Raw genomic sequence first — 15,144 nt, 5'->3', positions numbered from 1 at the left:
CGCTCCGGACAACCGGGACATTGCTGGGTCTCGCATCACCGTCAAGTTGACAGCTGCGCTGCAATGCACGCATAGTCCGCCCGGTCGAGAGTGGGCGATCTAAGACAGACATGCGGAATTTGAAGCTTGGCATTGCCACCTTGGCGGTGGTCGGGAGCGTGCTGCCGTCTGCAGCCGAGATCTATCCGCGCGCGTCCACGCCGGACGGTTCCGTCATTTCGCGCAAGTCGGGAGAAGAAGTCCGGTTCATCGACATTTCGAACTGGCGTTCCGTCGAAGTCAATCAGGACCTTCTGGCCGGCGATACACTTCGCACGAACGCCAATGGCCAGCTTGCCATTCTCTTCGCCGACAGGACCCAGATGCGCATGGGGCGCAACACGACGCTGCTCGTCAAGAAGATCGACGGCACCGCCAACAGCGAATTCGAGCTGAAGTCCGGAGTGTTGTGGGGACGGGCGGGCCGCGGCGGCAGCGGCCTGACCATCGAAACTCCGGCAGCGGCCGCAGCTATCCGGGGTACGGACTGGAATCTCCGGGTCGGAGGGAACGGCGAGACGACACTCTCGGTGCTCGAGGGCACCGTCGAGCTCTACAATGCCCAGGGATCAGTCACGGTCAACCAGGGCGAAGGCGCCTATGCGGCGATCGGACAGGCGCCCCGCAAGTACGTGCTCGTGGACCTCGAGGAACGGGAACAGATCCTTCTCTACGGCGAACTGCGCGATGCGTTCGCAACGCTGCCGATAAGCGGCCTCGGCACGACGCAGACACGGGCGGAGAGGCTGCGAATTCTTGAGAAGTCACCGGACACGCGAACGCCCGAGGATTGGGTAGCCCTTGCCGAGGTTGCGCTCGGTGAGGAAGGCCGCGCGGCCGCGCGCGATGCGCTCGCGCAGTTGCGGCGCCCCCTGCCATCGCCACTCGAGGCGCGGGCGAAACTGGTCGAGGCAATGATCGCCGGCCAGGAGCTGCGCTATGCCGAAGCGGCGCGCCTCTTTGCCGAGGCGGCACCCAGCCTGCCGCGCAACCGCCGGGCAGCCGCCGCCTACGGCCGATGGTTCGCTGAAAGCCTCGCCGATCCCGACGGGCATGCGACACCACCTTCCGAAGGCGCCTATGGGGACGATCCGACGGCTGCCTTGGCCAGAGCCATTGCCGTCTTCTTCACGCGCGGCCAGGTCGAGGCCATCGAAATCCTCAGGGAGGCGGAGAAGCGTTTCCCTGAGGATGCGCGGCTACCGGCAATGCGCGCCGATCTCGCATTCCAGCTCGACCGGCGCGAGGAGGTACAGGAGGCGCTCGCGCGGGCGCGGGCCATAGACCCCGACGATGCCTCTTCGCTTCTCATCAGTGCGCGTTACAGGACATCGGTTTCGAGCGATCTCGACGGCGCTCTCAAGGAGTTGACGCGTGCGGCCGAAGTTGCTCCGGGCTCTGACGCCGTCTGGAACGAGATCGGCCTTGTCCAGAGCGAGCGCAATGCGATCGTGGAAGCGGATGCCGCCCACCAGCTTGCGATTTCGCTCAATCCGGAAAGCGCGGTTCTGCGCGCGAACTATGCCCGTTTCCTCCTGGACAATGATCAGGTGAAGGCTGCCAAGGCCGAGATCGACATCGCCGAGTCCCTCGATCCGCAATCCTATGCCGTGCTTGCCGCGAAGGGTCGCTATCTGTTGCGGATCGGCAAGACCACAGAGGGCGAGCAGGTCCTTCTCGAGGCCTCCGCCGTCAATCCCACCTATGGCGACAGCCTGATCGGGATTGCGATCGCCAGCTATCAGCTGGGCTCCGATGCCGAAGCGACGCAGGCGCTGGACAACGCCGACCGGTTCGATCGCGACAACCCTTCCATTCCACTGATCCGCGCCGGCATTGCCATGGACCAGTACCGCGCCGATGACGCGATCATCCAGGCGCGCGAGGCGTTGCGGCGGCGCGAGGCCCGCGGCGGCTTCTATTCCGGATATGATGCGAACCGCCAGGCTAACTCCTACCTGGGGGTCACACTGGACAATCTGGGGCTCAGCGAATGGGGCCAGTACTACGCCGCTCGCAGCCGTGATCTCTTCAAGTCGTCGACCTATCTCGATGAGGCAGCCGACGGACGGGTTTCCCCTTTCATCGGCTACTATCCGCTGCTTTCACCGGACGAGCGGATACAGGGTGGATCGGGGACGGTGTCGTCCGTGATGCAGGGGCGGATCCTCGATCCGCTGTTCGTCGCTTCGGAAACACGCCGCAACTCGCTTGAGACGAGAAGCTTCTTCGAGGGCGGCATCGGCGGCGGATTCAATTCCATCGGCGGCGAGACCGGCTGGTTCAGCGACATCCTCCTGCAGGGCACCAACTATTCGACAATTCCGCTCAGCTACTACTTCCAGGGCGTGACGTCGCACCCGCAGAGCGAGCGCACGAACGACGAGAACAATCTCGAGGGGGCGGTGTTCGAGTTGGGCATGCGGCCAAGCCTTACCGATGGCATCTTCCTTTTCGCGAATACGCGCAACGTCGAGAGGGGTTTCCCGGGGCAATCCGATTTTCCGACGCCGTTTGACGAGAGAACGACCAAGGTGCGGGAAGTCGGCGGCGCCTGGAACCATGTGATTTCCGACGAGAATGTGATCCAGGCCTTCGCCGTCGCGTCGAGGACGCACACCGACCAGAGCTTCTACATGGAGAACTCTTACGGCCCCTTCATGGTGGAACAGTCTTTCCGCGACAAGAATTTGACATACGGCGTCAGCCATCTCTTCGGCGTCGGACCGCTGACGGTGCGTTACGGGCCGAGGGCAGCCGCTTCGATAGCGAAGTGTCCGAGTATTCGTGGGACCTCATCCGGAATTTCAGCTTCGATCCTCTGGAGTTTTCGAGCGACGGCGACGCGGCCCGCCTCTATGCGAACGTGACCTGGGATGTTTCGAACGACCTCCAGTTCGAGGGGGGAGCCTACGCGACCTGGATCGACAACGGCGACGTCTCTCGCAAGGTCGATCCTCGCATTGGGGTCGCCTGGGCGCCGATCGAGAACCACTGGCTGCGTGCCTACTATCGCCAGGACACGCAGATGCCGACGAACTACACGTTGTCCCCGATCTCTACCGTCGGCCTTGCGCCGCTCGACCTTTCCCTCTTCATCGGCGGCCAGACGGAGACCGCAGCGGTGCGGTGGGATGCGGAGTGGAGCGAGAGGTTTTTCACGGCCGTCGAGTACCAGCACCAGACGTTCGACGGCGTAGCCATGGAAATCCCGGGTCTGCTCGGATACTTCGACACGATCACGGGCAAGATCGACCGGTTCAGCATCAGCGCCAACTACTGGATCGGCGGCGGGCTCGGGGCATTCGGCACGATGAGCTGGAACGACAGCGAGGATACCACCCCCGTCACGGGAGGTGACTTCGGCGTTCCGCTGATCCCCGACTATGTGGGGCAGGTCGGCTTCACCTACGTCAGCGAGGCGCGCTGGAAGGCAACCGTCGCCCAGACCTTCGTGGGACCCCGCGTCGGTGCAAAAATCGGCGCCGAGATCGACGACTACAACACCACAGACATCGCATTCGGGTGGAAATCCGACAGCGGCCATCTTGAAGCGGGGCTCCAGCTCCTCAATGCCTTCGACAACGACTTCGAGGTGGCATACGGCATTCCGGGTCCCGGCCGCACGATCCTCGGCACGATCAGGGCCAAGTTCTGAGGGCTTCCTATCGCCGGTCCTTGGTATAAATTGTCGGGAATGATGGACGAGCCGCATCCAGACACACGGAGACAGCCTTTGGTCGACGCGCTTCGGCGTCGTCTCAGACAGCTTTACTTCGGCGGGGATGCATCAGCCGTCCAGTTCCAGATCGCGATGCTCTTGATCGACGTGGCGGTCATCCTGTTCTTCCTCGCCGGGCCCTACCTGCGCAAGGGCCCCTCCTACGTGGTGATCGACTTTGCCGTTGCAGCCGTCATTGCGTTCGAACTGGCGGCTCGCGCGCTGATCGCCCCCAACCTTCGCTACTGGCTAACGCGCCCGCTCACGTGGGTCGACTTCATCATCCTCGCAACACTGCTCTTTCCGAACCAGCTCTCGAACTTCGCCTTTCTTCGCGTGCTCAGGATCTGGGCCATCAGCCAGAGCAAGCTGGTCACCCTGTTCCTGCGGCGCCGGGGCTACCAGGCCTACGAGGACGTGATACAGGCCTGCGTAAACTTCGTGGTCTTCCTCTTCGTGGTGACCGGCTTCGTCTACAGCAACTTCTTCTACGCGGACGAAGGGGCCGCCGGCTTCGTGGACGCCCTCTATTTCACAGTCGCGACCGTGACCACCACAGGCTTTGGCGACATTACGCTGCCGGGGACGCTCGGAAAGCTGACCTCGATCGTGACGATGATCATCGGCATCTCGCTTTTCGTGCGCCTCGCCCAGGCGATCGTCCGCCCCTACAAGGTGACCTATTCCTGCCCGGAGTGCGGTCTTGGCCGGCACGATGCCGACGCAGTGCATTGCAAGGCCTGCGGACACATTCTCAACATTCCGGACGAGGGTTCGTGAAGGGCGTTCCGCCTCGCGACCATGACCGACGCATTGCGCACCCCGTTGCATCTTGGAATTCGACGCGGGAACAGCTACGACAGTGCCGACCGCCCGCCAGCTGGCTTTCGACGGGCGTGACAGTTCAGGCCTGCAGTATTCGGAGTACCCCATGTCCGTAGCCGGCAAACGTATTCTCCTCATCATCTCGGGCGGCATCGCGGCCTACAAGAGCCTTGACCTGATCCGCCGCCTTCGCGAGCGCGGGGCAGCCGTGCGTCCGGTCATGACCGCGGGTGCGCAGCAATTCGTGACGCCACTTGCCGTGGGCGCGCTCGCAGCCGATCGCGTCTATACGGACGTGTTCTCGCGCGAGGACGAGCAAGACGTCGGCCACATCCGGCTGGCGCGGGAGTGCGACCTGGTGATCGTCGCGCCGGCCACCGCCGACCTCATGGCGAAGATGGCGAACGGACTTGCGGACGACCTCGCCTCGACCATTCTGCTCGCCACCGATCGTCCGGTCTTGGTCGCTCCGGCGATGAACCCGAAGATGTGGGCGCATCCTGCAACCCGGAGAAACGTCGAGACGCTTCGCGCCGACCACATCCGGTTCATCGGCCCGAACAGCGGCGAGATGGCCGAGAGCGGAGAGGCAGGAGCCGGACGCATGGCCGAGCCGCTGGAGATCGTGGCACGCGCTGAAACCCTGCTCGACGACCAACCGAAACCACTCGCCGGGAGAAAGGCGATTGTGACGTCGGGCCCGACGCACGAGCCCATAGATCCCGTCCGCTACATAGCCAACCGCTCATCCGGCCGTCAGGGGCATGCGATAGCCGCAGCTCTCGCAAAGCTCGGCGCAGACGTTGCGCTGGTCACCGGTCCGGTGACCATTCCCGATCCCGAAGGCGTCACCGTCGTGCGGGTCGAGCGCGCGGAGGAAATGTTGAACGCCGTGCTCGCCGAACTTCCCGCCGACATTGCTGTCATGGTGGCGGCCGTCGCGGACTGGCGCGTCGCCTCCGAGGCATCCGAAAAGGTGAAGAAACAGGCCGACGGCGTGCCCCCGGCCCTCCAGCTTGCGGAGAACCCGGACATCCTCAAGACGATTGGCCATCATGCGCTGCGGCCGAAGCTCGTGATCGGTTTTGCCGCGGAAACCCAGAATGTGGAGGAGAACGGGCGCGCCAAGCTTCAGCGCAAGGGCGCCGACTTCATCGTCGCAAACGATGTCTCTCCAGCGACCGGCATCATGGGAGGCCCCAGAAACAGCGTCAGGATCATTTCGGCCGGCGGCACCGAACAGTGGCCCGAACTCGCCAAGGAAGAGGTGGCGGAACGTCTGGCGGCGCTGATTGCGGAGCGCACGACGGAGCCAGCGGCGAGGAAGCCCCGCTGAGGAGCGCCGCGAGGGACGGCTTCAGGGCGGAAATTGGCCGCGGCCGCGGATCTGTTGCCGCACCGCCTCGCTTCGGCCCTAGAGCGCCAGTGCCAGCTTCTCGATCGCCTCGGCGGGACGCCCGGCCGGTGAGAACAGGCAAACATCCACGCCGTCCTCATCAAGAACCACTGCGCAGCCATCAGGGATTTCCACCCAGGCCTCGCTATCATCGTTGAGGGGTTCCGATACGAGGCAGTAGCCGCCGCGGCCACCCATCGGGGCAGCGTAAAGCGTGGGTGCCCGGAAATCGGTTGCATAGCGGACGGCATAGAGTTTCCGCCCGTTCGAGAATGCGGCGGTGAAGCGCACGAGGACCCTGCGCTCGAGGTGGCCCGCCAGACGTTCCACAAAGGCAACCGTCTCGGCAACCGCCCCCAGCGGGTCGCGGTCGAGCCCGAACTGCAGTGCGAGCAGGAACAGCAATTCGGAGTCGGTGGCACCGGTCCGCGCAGCATAGAGGTCGTTGTCCAGCATGGTTTCGAGAGGCCGGCGCAGATGCTCGAAATCCGAAATCTGGCCGTTGTGCATGAACGACCAGACATCGTGGACGAAGGGATGACAATTGTCCCGCCGGGTACCGCCTCCGGTGGCGGCGCGCACGTGGGCGAGGAAGAGCGGTGATCTGATCTGGCGGGCGAGACTCTTCAGATTGCAGTCCGACCAGGCCGGCAGGATGTCACGGTAGCGCCCCGGGTGGGGGTGGTCACCATACCAGGCGATGCCGAAGCCATCGCCGTTCGTCGCCGTCTTTGCGCGCGTGGCGCAATGGGACTGTTCGATGAGGGAATGTGCAGGCGAGGAAACAATTTCTTCGAGGTAGAGCGGTTCTCCGCGGTAGGCTGCCCAGCGGCACATCAGGTTCTCGCTTCCTTCGCCGGACATCGTCAATCCGGCGCATTCATGAGGCATTAACCATAAGACGCATCCGATTGTCGGGCGTATTCGGTAAAAATGCGTTAACGAAAGTAAACTCCTGGAAAGAATCGGGCGGTTCACAGGCAACGAGGGACAGGCCAATCTTGGCGAAACTATAGCGGAGCGTGAACACTGCGTTTCCGCCGCTCATGGTTTCTGAAGCGGATGGCGGAGCCTATATTGGCCAGCAAGTCACGCGAAAGGAACCTCAATGTCGCTCAGACCCGTAAAGCACGAGAGTATTGCCCGCCCCACCATGGAAGGCGCCGGCGTGAAGCTGCACCGCGTCTTCGGCTTCGGGGATCCCTCGATGACCGATCCTTTTCTCATGATGGACGATTTCCGCAACGACGATCCCAAGGATTACATCCGGGGCTTCCCGTGGCATCCTCATCGCGGCATCGAAACGATCACCTACGTGCTTGCAGGAACCGTCGAGCACGGCGACAGTCTTGGCAATCGGGGCCTGATGGGGGCCGGCGACGTGCAGTGGATGACGGCGGGGAGCGGTATTCTCCATCAGGAGATGCCCAAGGGAGATTTCGCAGGCCGCATGCACGGCTTCCAGCTCTGGGCCAACCTGCCGTCGTCGCTCAAGATGACGTCACCGCGCTACCAGGACATCAAAGCGGCCGATATTCCGGTCGTGGTCGATGACGACGGCACCGCTGTCCGCATCATCAGCGGCAGTTTCTGGGGCAAGTCCGGGCCGGTCGACGGGATTGCGGCAGAACCAGTCTATCTCGATGTCTCCGTTCCTCCCGGGCAGAAGAAGACACTGCCGATCGATGCTTATCGGTCAGCATTCGCTTACATATTTGCCGGATCCGGCACCTTCCGCGATGCTTCCAAGCCGTTTGGCGTGAAAGTCGAGAAGGAGTTCGCCGGCGAAGAACTCAATATCCGTGACCTCTCGGGCGACCGGACCCTGGTCGTGTTCGATACCGGAGACCACATCACGGTCCAGGCCGGCGAGAAGGGTATCCGCTTCCTTCTCGTGACAGGCAAGCCTATCCAGGAGCCGGTCGCCTGGCATGGGCCGATCGTGATGAACACGCGGGAGGAGCTGCAGCAGGCCATGCGCGAGCTGCAGAATGGAACGTTCATCAAACCCGCGCACTGACCAGGCAGGCAGGCGGTGAGGCGTCACGCCTCCCCGCTTCTCTTCCCGGGTAATGCCGCAAGAGACTGTGGTATGCTCGCGGCCTGATCGACGACGCGAAAGCGGGGAAGAGCGGATGCATATCGACGGCCAATGCCATTGCGGCCACGTGACCTATGAAGCGGAGATCGATCCGCGGATGGTGTCGCTCTGCCACTGCACCGACTGCCAGCGGATGACGGGCTCGCCCTATCGTGTCACGGCCATCACCGAACGCGACAAGATCCGGATCGGCAGCAATCCGCCGAAGCTCTATGTGAAGATCGGCGAAAACGGCCGCAGGAGGCTGCAATACTTTTGCCCCGAGTGCGGTTCGCCTCTCTTCACCACGGGCACGGACGAAGACGGGGACACCTGGGGCATCCGCTGGGGCAGCATCAATCAGCGTGCGCATCTGCGCCCCAGCAGGCAGATCTGGTGCCGTTCCGCGGCAAACTGGTTCGGCGAATGCGCGGCCTTGCCGGGCGATGAGCGGGGGTAACTTACCGTTCGACGGCGATCAGGTCCCGATGCCGGCAGCAGCCCAGAGCCGATGGAAATGATGCACCGGGCCATGGCCGGACCCGACAGATAGTTGCCCGGCATCGGCCACCGCGCCCGCCAGGAAACCCTTTGCCGATGAAACGGCTTCTTCCGGCCCCGCACCCTTTGCGAGTTCCGCTGCAATGGCGCTGGAAAGCGAGCATCCTGTCCCATGGGTGTTCGCGGTCTCGATGCGCTTCGCCTCGAACCACGACAAGCCGCCTGGGGTCGCGAGCACATCGGGGCTCTCGGGGCCGCCGAGGTGTCCCCCTTTGACCAGCACATGGGTCGGCCCCATTGCGCGAAGCCGCTTCGCCTGGTCCGCCATTGTCTCCCTGTCCTTCGCTTCCCCCACGCCAAGGAGCGCGGCGGCTTCCAGCAGGTTCGGTGTCAGCACGGTTGCAAGAGGCAGGAGCCGCGTCGTCAGTGCATCGATCGCATCCGAGACAAGAAGGGCCGCACCTCCCTTTGCGATCATCACGGGGTCGATCACAATGGGTATGCCGTGATGCGGGGCGAGCGCATCGGCGACCGCTCCGGCGATCGCCGCATCAGCGATCATGCCGATCTTCACCGCATCCACGCGAATATCGGCGAAGATGGCCCGGATCTGCGCCACGACGAAATCCGGTGGCAGTGGATGCACGGCAGATACGCCGCGGGTATTCTGGGCGGTCAGCGCGGTCAATGCCGCCATGCCATAGACGCCGCACGCCGAGAACGCCTTGAGGTCGGCCTGAATGCCGGCCCCGCCGGATGGATCGGAGCCCGCGATGGAGAGGACGTTGCGGATCATCGCAGGCCTCCCGTCTCGCATTGGCGATTGACTTGCCGATTGCGCGGGTCGAGCGCTCAGGATCCGGCGTTCCACAAATGGCCGATACCACAGCAAGCCCATCGGCTCCGGCCAGGAACACATCGCCCACATGCATCTCCTTCAACCCTCCTATGGCGACAACAGGGACGGGGCATACCCTCGTCATGGCCCGCAGGCCGTCGAAGCCGATCGGCGGCTGGTGGTCGGGCTTCGTGGAGGTCGCGAAGATCGGACCGATGCCGGCATAATCGACGGTGCCCGCGTCGATACCGGCGGCAAGCGGCTCGGTACCCACGGAAAGACCGAGTATCATGGTTCGGCCGATGCGTTCGCGCGCTGTCGTAGCCGACAGGTCGGTCTGCCCGACGTGCAGACCGTCGGCACCGATCGCGAGAGCCGCCTCGATATCGTCGTTGACGATGAGCTTTGCGCCGGTGCCGGCGAGCGCGGATTTCAGCGCCCGACCGAGGTCGATACGTTCCGACGTCCTCGCGTCCTTGGACCGCAGCTGCACCATGGTGGCACCGCCGGCAACGGCCATGCGTGTCGTTTCCAGCATGCCCAGCCCCGCGCAGAGGACGGGATCGAGGACGAGGTACAGGGAGAGATCGAAGTTTTTCATGCGTTGCTCAACCTTGCTTCTGCGTCGAGCGTTGCGGGATCGAGTGCCGCAAGAGCATCGAGGAACCGCCAGGAGAATGAACCCGGTCCCTCGGCCGTCTTTCCGGCGTTCTCGCCGGCAACGGCGAAGGTCGCAAGCGCCGCAACCGTGGCTTCGAAGGGCTGCATCGGCCTGACGGCGGCAAAGGCACCGACGAGGCAGGTGAGCGAGCAGCCAAGCGCTGTCACACGCGGCATAAGCTCAGAACCTCCACCGATCCTGACGCTTCTTGCGCCGTCGGTGACGAAGTCGATGCGTCCCGTTACCGCGACGACCGCCCCGGACTGCGATGCGAGCGAACGCGCTGCATCTTCCGCCTGCTCCACGCTGTCACGGCTGTCGACCCCCTGCCCGCTCGAGCTTCCGCCGGCAAGCGCGATGATTTCGGAGGCGTTGCCGCGAATGATGGTCGGGCGGAGCGCAAGGAGCTCCGCGACGATCTTCTGCCGATATGCGGTGGCAAAATGCGCCACGGGATCGAGCACCCAGGGCTTTCCATTGGCGACCGCGGCCTGCGCCGCCGATTTCATCCCGTCGCTCCAGGCGGGAGAAATGGTGCCGATGTTGATCGTCAACCCGCCGGCGATGCGCGCGAACTCGCCGGCCTCTTCGGCTGCATGGACCATCGCGGGAGAAGCCCCGACGGCGAGCAGCACGTTGGCGGCGATGTTCATCGCGACGAAGTTGGTGATGCACTGCACGAGTGGTGGCGACGAGCGCAATTCCGCAAGCAGCGCACCCGGCGATATGATGTCGGATTCGATCGAAGATACGGTGTCCATCTTGCCCTTTCCGGGCGGGGGAAGAACACCGGGGAAACAAGCGATGGCCGGGTCCCCAAGCGACTCCCTCCGCCAGCATTATCTGGTTCAGGTTCAAAGGGTACTTCTCAGCCCGCCTCGCGACGAACGCCCCTGTCTCTCGCGCCCCTTTTCGCAGATGAGCGCCGCACTGTCATTACAAAAATTCGCAGCCTTCTCGACTAGCGGCATGCATGGCATCCGCTTGCCAACCGGAAATGCGAGGCTCATTATCCGTGACTGTCGGCGCTTCGCTTGAACCGGAGCACGCCGGCCAAGGCTTTCGGGACCCAAGTCCGATGAATTGCGCCGCATGCGGGTTCGATATCCAGAGCGGTTTTGCCTTTTGTCCCCGATGCGGGGCAAGACAGGCGCGTGCCTGCTCCGCATGCGGATACCTCTGCCCGCCTGAGTTCGCCTTTTGCCCGCAATGCGGAACGAGCGTCGCTCCTCCCGGAAACGGCAACGGCGTTACGCCAGCGCATGCAGAACCCGTGGAGCGACGTCAGGCGATCGTTGAGCGGGGAAGTACAGCTGCTTCGCCGAAGCAGGCCGATGCCGATCGCCGTATCGTGACCGTCCTCTTCGCCGATCTCTGCGGCTTCACCGCGCTCGGCGAGCGACTGGATCCGGAAACGCTGCGCGCTCTCCAGAACGAGCTTTTCGAAGAGCTGAACGACACGGTGAACAGATACGGGGGCTATGTCGACAAGTTCATCGGCGATGCGCTGCTTGCGCTCTTCGGTGCACCGGTCGCCAACGAGGGAGATCCGGAAAGGGCTTTGCTTGCCGCTCTGGACATGAAGCGCCGGGTCGCGCGGATCGAAGGCTTATGGAGCCACCGACTGCGCCAACCCCTGCCACTCCACATAGGCGTCAACACGGGCCCGGTCGTTGCCGGCACGCTCGGTGCGGGCGACAGCAAATCCTATTCGGTGACCGGCGACACCGTGAACACGGCGCAACGCCTTCAGGCAATGGCTGGACCGGGCGACATACTGGTCGGCGCGGTGACAGAGCGACTTACCCGGCACGCCTTCTCCTTCGAAGGTCTCGGAACCTTGCCGTTCCGGGGAAAGGCCGAAATGACTGCCGTCTACCGGCTCGAGGACCGCATCGCGGCAGCGCTGACACCGCGGGGACTGGAGATCCTCGGCCTCCGGGCTCCCATGATCGGACGCGACACTGAACTTTCAGCCATGGTTCGGTGCCTGGAGCTTGTGCTCGACGGTGCGACCCAGTTGGTTCGGCTGATCGGCGAGGCCGGGATCGGCAAGACGAGGCTTGTGAAGGAGTTCCTTGCCTCCATCGCCGACGACCCCAGGTTCTCCGACGTGGTCGTCCGTCAGGTGGCCTGCTCCTCACTCGGCGACCCATCCTACGGAACGCTGGCCTCGATCTTGCGGTGTGCCTACGGGATCGATCCGGCGGCATCGCTCGACCTCTCCCGCCAACTGCTCGAAAGGGGTCTCGGCTCGCTTGGGCTCGATTCTGAACAGATCGAACGATGGCGCCCGCTTTTCCTGTTCACGATGGGGTTCGGGGATCCAGAGGGCGTACTCACGCACCTTGAGCCCGACCAACTGCGCCGGCAGATCTTCCACGCGACCCTCACGATTTTCGAACGGCGGTTGCAAAAGGCGCCTTTGGTCCTGGTCATCGAGGACTTGCACTGGGCCGACGTCGCCTCGCTGGAAATCCTTCGCTTCGTAATGGACCGGCTCGGCCGGAACCGGCTCATGCTTCTCATCACCCACCGACCGGCATTCGAGACCGATATCCTGAATTCGGCCAAGGCGAGCCTGACGACCATCCGCCTCGTCCCGCTCGGGATCAGCGACAGTTCGGCTTTGCTCTCCGCACTTCTCGGCGGTAGCACGCCCGCAAACGAAATGCGTGAGCGGATCGTGGCGCGCGCCAGCGGAAACCCATTCTTCCTGGAGGAAATCCTCCGAAATCTGATGGAGTCGGGAGCTCTTCCAACGGATGGGACAAATCCGATGGCCCCTCAAGGAGACGCGGCGGCCGAGATACCCCTGACGATCCAGGCGCTGATACTCGCCCGCTTCGATCGCCTGCCGGCCGATGCGCGCAGGCTCGCCCAGGCCGCCGCGGTGATCGGCACCAGTTTCGACATCGGCCTCCTGAGATCCCTTGAGCTTGGGCAGGGCGACCTAGAAAGCGGCATCAATCTCCTCTGCGAGGCAGACATCCTGGAGGAAACGGCGGATGACGCGGCGTTGTCCTTTGCACGCTATCGCTTCCGGCAAAAGCTCTTCCACGAGGTCATCTACGACAACCTCCTCGTCAAGCGACGCAGCGAGCTTCACGGCCTGGTGGGCGAGGCGCTGGAGCGCAGAACGGGCGCACTTGCCCATCACATCGAGCAGACGGCGGCACTCGGCTACCACTTCGTCCGCTCGACAGCCAAGGCAAAGGGCGCAACCTACCTGATCGCGGCAGGGGATCTCGCCCGCAAGGCCTATGCCAACGAGGATGCAGTCAGGCTCTACGCCGAGGCGCTGGCCGCCCTCGATGATCGCACCGACGATCGCTGGCTCATTCCCTGCGAACGGCTGGCCGATCTTTCGGGGCAGGCGGGCCGCCGCGACACCGCCGTTGCCCACTACAACGCCCTTCTGGATGCCTATCGGGTCCAGGGCAATCCCGCCAGCGGGTCCCGGATCCTGCGCAAGCTCGGCCGACTTGCCTTTGACGCTGGCAATCGCGACCGGGCGCAGTCGCATTTCTCCGAAGCCGCCAGTCTCTTGGACGAGGCGGACGCGCCGATCGAAGAGGCGGAGCTCTGGCATGAGCGCGGTCATCTGGCCTTCCGCACCGGGGAGTACGCGCTTGCGGTCGAGTGGGCGGACAAGGCACTGCGGTGCGTTTCGGCCTGCCCGATCGATGCTTCTGCCGCATACCGGGAGGAACTGGCGCTTGCCACTGCGAATGCCCTTAATCTCAAGGGGATCGCGCTTGCCCGGATGGGGCGGAACCGCGAGGCGATCGCGGAAGTCGAGAACGGCGTGAACACGGCGCTCGATGCGGACCTGCCCGGCCCAGCCTGCCGGGCTACACCAATCTGAGTGTCCTCTACACCGATACGGATCCGGCGCTTGCGATCGACGTTTGCACCAGGGGATACGCGATGGCGAAGAGGATCGGCGATCTAGGACATCAGGCGCGGCTGCTGACAAACCTCGCAGTGGCCTACTGCACGTTCACGGACCGCTGCATGACGGAAGGGTTGCCGGCGGCAAAGGAGGCGCTGGCGCTCGATCAGGACCTCGACCAGCGCGATCACCTCCCCGTCCCCATGCTCGTGCTCGGGCAGATCTATCAATGCCACGGGCAGGCTGATCTGGCACGCAAACACTATCTGCAGGCGCTCGAGCTCGCCCGCGACAGCGGTGAGGCACAGCTGCTGTTTCCGTGCTATGATGGGCTCGCAACGCTCAGCCTGGATTGCGACGACGTAAAGGAGGCCGAGCGCTACTTCGATCTGGCGCAGGAGATCTGCGCGCAGCACGGACTCAACCCCGAAGCGCTGATGATCCTGCCGTTTCTCGACTAGCGAGGGTTCCACCCATGAACGAAGAGAAGCTGGAAAGACCGATGCCGTTGCAGCTGGGAGAACGGGCACCAAACGTCGTACTCGAAGCCATTACCCGGGGTGGCACGGTCGCAATCGACGATTTTCGCGGGCAAACCCCTGTTCTCGTGGGACTGTTCCGTGGATTGCAATGTCCGTTCTGCCGCCGACAGATTGCGGCGATGGCGAACCTCGCGGGTCCGCTGCGGGAAAAAGGCATCGACAGCCTCACGGTGGTGAACACGCCCGCGGACCGCGCGCGGCTCTATTTCCGCTATCATCCCCTGCCGAGCTTTCTTGCCGCCTCCGACCCGGACCGGATTTCGCATCGGGCCTTTGGTCTGCCCAATCTCGAGTTCACCGAGAATGAGGACGAGTGGCCCCGGAAGGTCTCCATGCCCACTGTCTCATCGATGCGCATCGACATGCCCGGCGAACTGCCGGAACCGATGAATCTTGAGACGGCAGCTCCCTACCTCAATAAGCTGGACGGTTACGACTGGACCGAGGACGACGACAAGACGAACACGCTGGCAGGCGGCCAGCTGATCGGCGAATTCCTGCTCGACCGCGACGGCATCGTCCGGTGGGCCTTTACTGAAGCCGAAGGCGGCGGAAGCCTGATGTTCGGGGTGCCGAAGCCGCAGGACGTGATGGCGGCCGCCTCCCGGCTGGTGTCATAGGATTACCGCCCAACGCATGGCCGGTG

At 63.7% G+C, this 15,144-nt stretch carries 10 protein-coding genes, 2 pseudogenes and 1 riboswitch; of the genes and pseudogenes, 8 read left to right on the top strand and 4 right to left on the bottom strand.

Annotation, left to right across the window (positions count from 1 at the left end; translation table 11 throughout):
- The first annotated feature begins 110 nt into the window (after positions 1 to 110).
- The 4 genes from F3Y30_RS05085 to coaBC all read left to right on the top strand — a co-directional run bounded on the left by F3Y30_RS05085 (position 111) and on the right by coaBC (position 5,921).
- Entirely contained in the window at positions 111 to 2,909 is a 2,799-nt protein-coding gene (locus F3Y30_RS05085) for a FecR domain-containing protein (RefSeq protein ID WP_246752875.1), read from the top strand.
- Complete coding sequence (locus F3Y30_RS26185; RefSeq protein WP_246752874.1) at positions 2,813 to 3,697, top strand: TonB-dependent receptor; 885 nt, start codon at positions 2,813 to 2,815, stop codon at positions 3,695 to 3,697. The genes F3Y30_RS05085 and F3Y30_RS26185 overlap by 97 nt, the downstream gene beginning before the upstream one ends.
- 42 nt (positions 3,698 to 3,739) lie before the next feature.
- Positions 3,740 to 4,540 carry a potassium channel family protein gene (locus F3Y30_RS05080; RefSeq protein WP_203426492.1) on the top strand — a complete coding sequence of 267 codons (801 nt, stop codon included), beginning with the start codon at positions 3,740 to 3,742 and terminating at the stop codon, positions 4,538 to 4,540.
- Positions 4,541 to 4,691: 151 nt separating this feature from the next.
- A complete protein-coding gene (coaBC, locus tag F3Y30_RS05075; RefSeq protein ID WP_203425430.1) occupies positions 4,692 to 5,921 on the top strand; it encodes a bifunctional phosphopantothenoylcysteine decarboxylase/phosphopantothenate--cysteine ligase CoaBC in 1,230 nt (409 codons plus the stop codon).
- A gap of 78 nt (positions 5,922 to 5,999) precedes the next feature.
- Here coaBC and F3Y30_RS05070 read toward each other — a convergent pair whose 3' ends face one another.
- A complete protein-coding gene (locus F3Y30_RS05070; protein ID WP_203426491.1) occupies positions 6,000 to 6,818 on the bottom strand; it encodes a class II glutamine amidotransferase in 819 nt (272 codons plus the stop codon).
- A gap of 271 nt (positions 6,819 to 7,089) precedes the next feature.
- Between F3Y30_RS05070 and F3Y30_RS05065 the strand changes: the two genes are divergently transcribed.
- Positions 7,090 to 8,001, top strand: coding sequence for a pirin family protein (locus F3Y30_RS05065; RefSeq protein ID WP_203425429.1), 912 nt, complete (start codon positions 7,090 to 7,092; stop codon positions 7,999 to 8,001).
- A 115-nt stretch (positions 8,002 to 8,116) separates the two neighbouring features.
- Positions 8,117 to 8,521, top strand: coding sequence for a GFA family protein (locus F3Y30_RS05060; protein ID WP_203425428.1), 405 nt, complete (start codon positions 8,117 to 8,119; stop codon positions 8,519 to 8,521).
- Between the two features lie 18 nt (positions 8,522 to 8,539).
- Here the strand turns inward: F3Y30_RS05060 and thiD are convergent, their stop codons facing one another.
- The 3 genes and pseudogenes from thiD to thiM all read right to left on the bottom strand — a co-directional run bounded on the left by thiD (position 8,540) and on the right by thiM (position 10,822).
- Positions 8,540 to 9,358: a bifunctional hydroxymethylpyrimidine kinase/phosphomethylpyrimidine kinase gene (thiD, locus tag F3Y30_RS05055; protein ID WP_203426490.1), complete on the bottom strand. Its 819-nt coding sequence runs from the start codon at positions 9,356 to 9,358 to the stop codon at positions 8,540 to 8,542.
- 34 nt (positions 9,359 to 9,392) lie between these two features.
- Positions 9,393 to 10,001 (bottom strand): annotated as a pseudogene (gene thiE / locus F3Y30_RS05050) (thiamine phosphate synthase); the annotation flags it as partial.
- Complete coding sequence (gene thiM, locus F3Y30_RS05045; protein ID WP_203425427.1) at positions 9,998 to 10,822, bottom strand: hydroxyethylthiazole kinase; 825 nt, start codon at positions 10,820 to 10,822, stop codon at positions 9,998 to 10,000. The pseudogene thiE and the gene thiM, both read right to left, overlap by 4 nt.
- Before the next feature lie 47 nt (positions 10,823 to 10,869).
- A riboswitch (TPP riboswitch) is annotated at positions 10,870 to 10,966 on the bottom strand.
- Positions 10,967 to 11,139: 173 nt separating this feature from the next.
- Here thiM and F3Y30_RS05040 point away from each other — a divergent pair.
- Positions 11,140 to 14,417: pseudogene (locus F3Y30_RS05040) on the top strand (adenylate/guanylate cyclase domain-containing protein).
- Positions 14,418 to 14,431: 14 nt separating this feature from the next.
- Positions 14,432 to 15,118 (top strand): peroxiredoxin-like family protein, encoded by a 687-nt coding sequence (locus F3Y30_RS05035; RefSeq protein ID WP_203425426.1) that lies wholly within the window; start codon positions 14,432 to 14,434, stop codon positions 15,116 to 15,118.
- Positions 15,119 to 15,144: the final 26 nt, after the last annotated feature.

Source organism: Sinorhizobium sp. BG8 (assembly GCF_016864555.1).
In the GTDB taxonomy this organism is placed as follows: Bacteria; Pseudomonadota; Alphaproteobacteria; order Rhizobiales; family Rhizobiaceae; genus BG8.
This window is presented reverse-complemented; position numbering and strand designations above follow the sequence as displayed.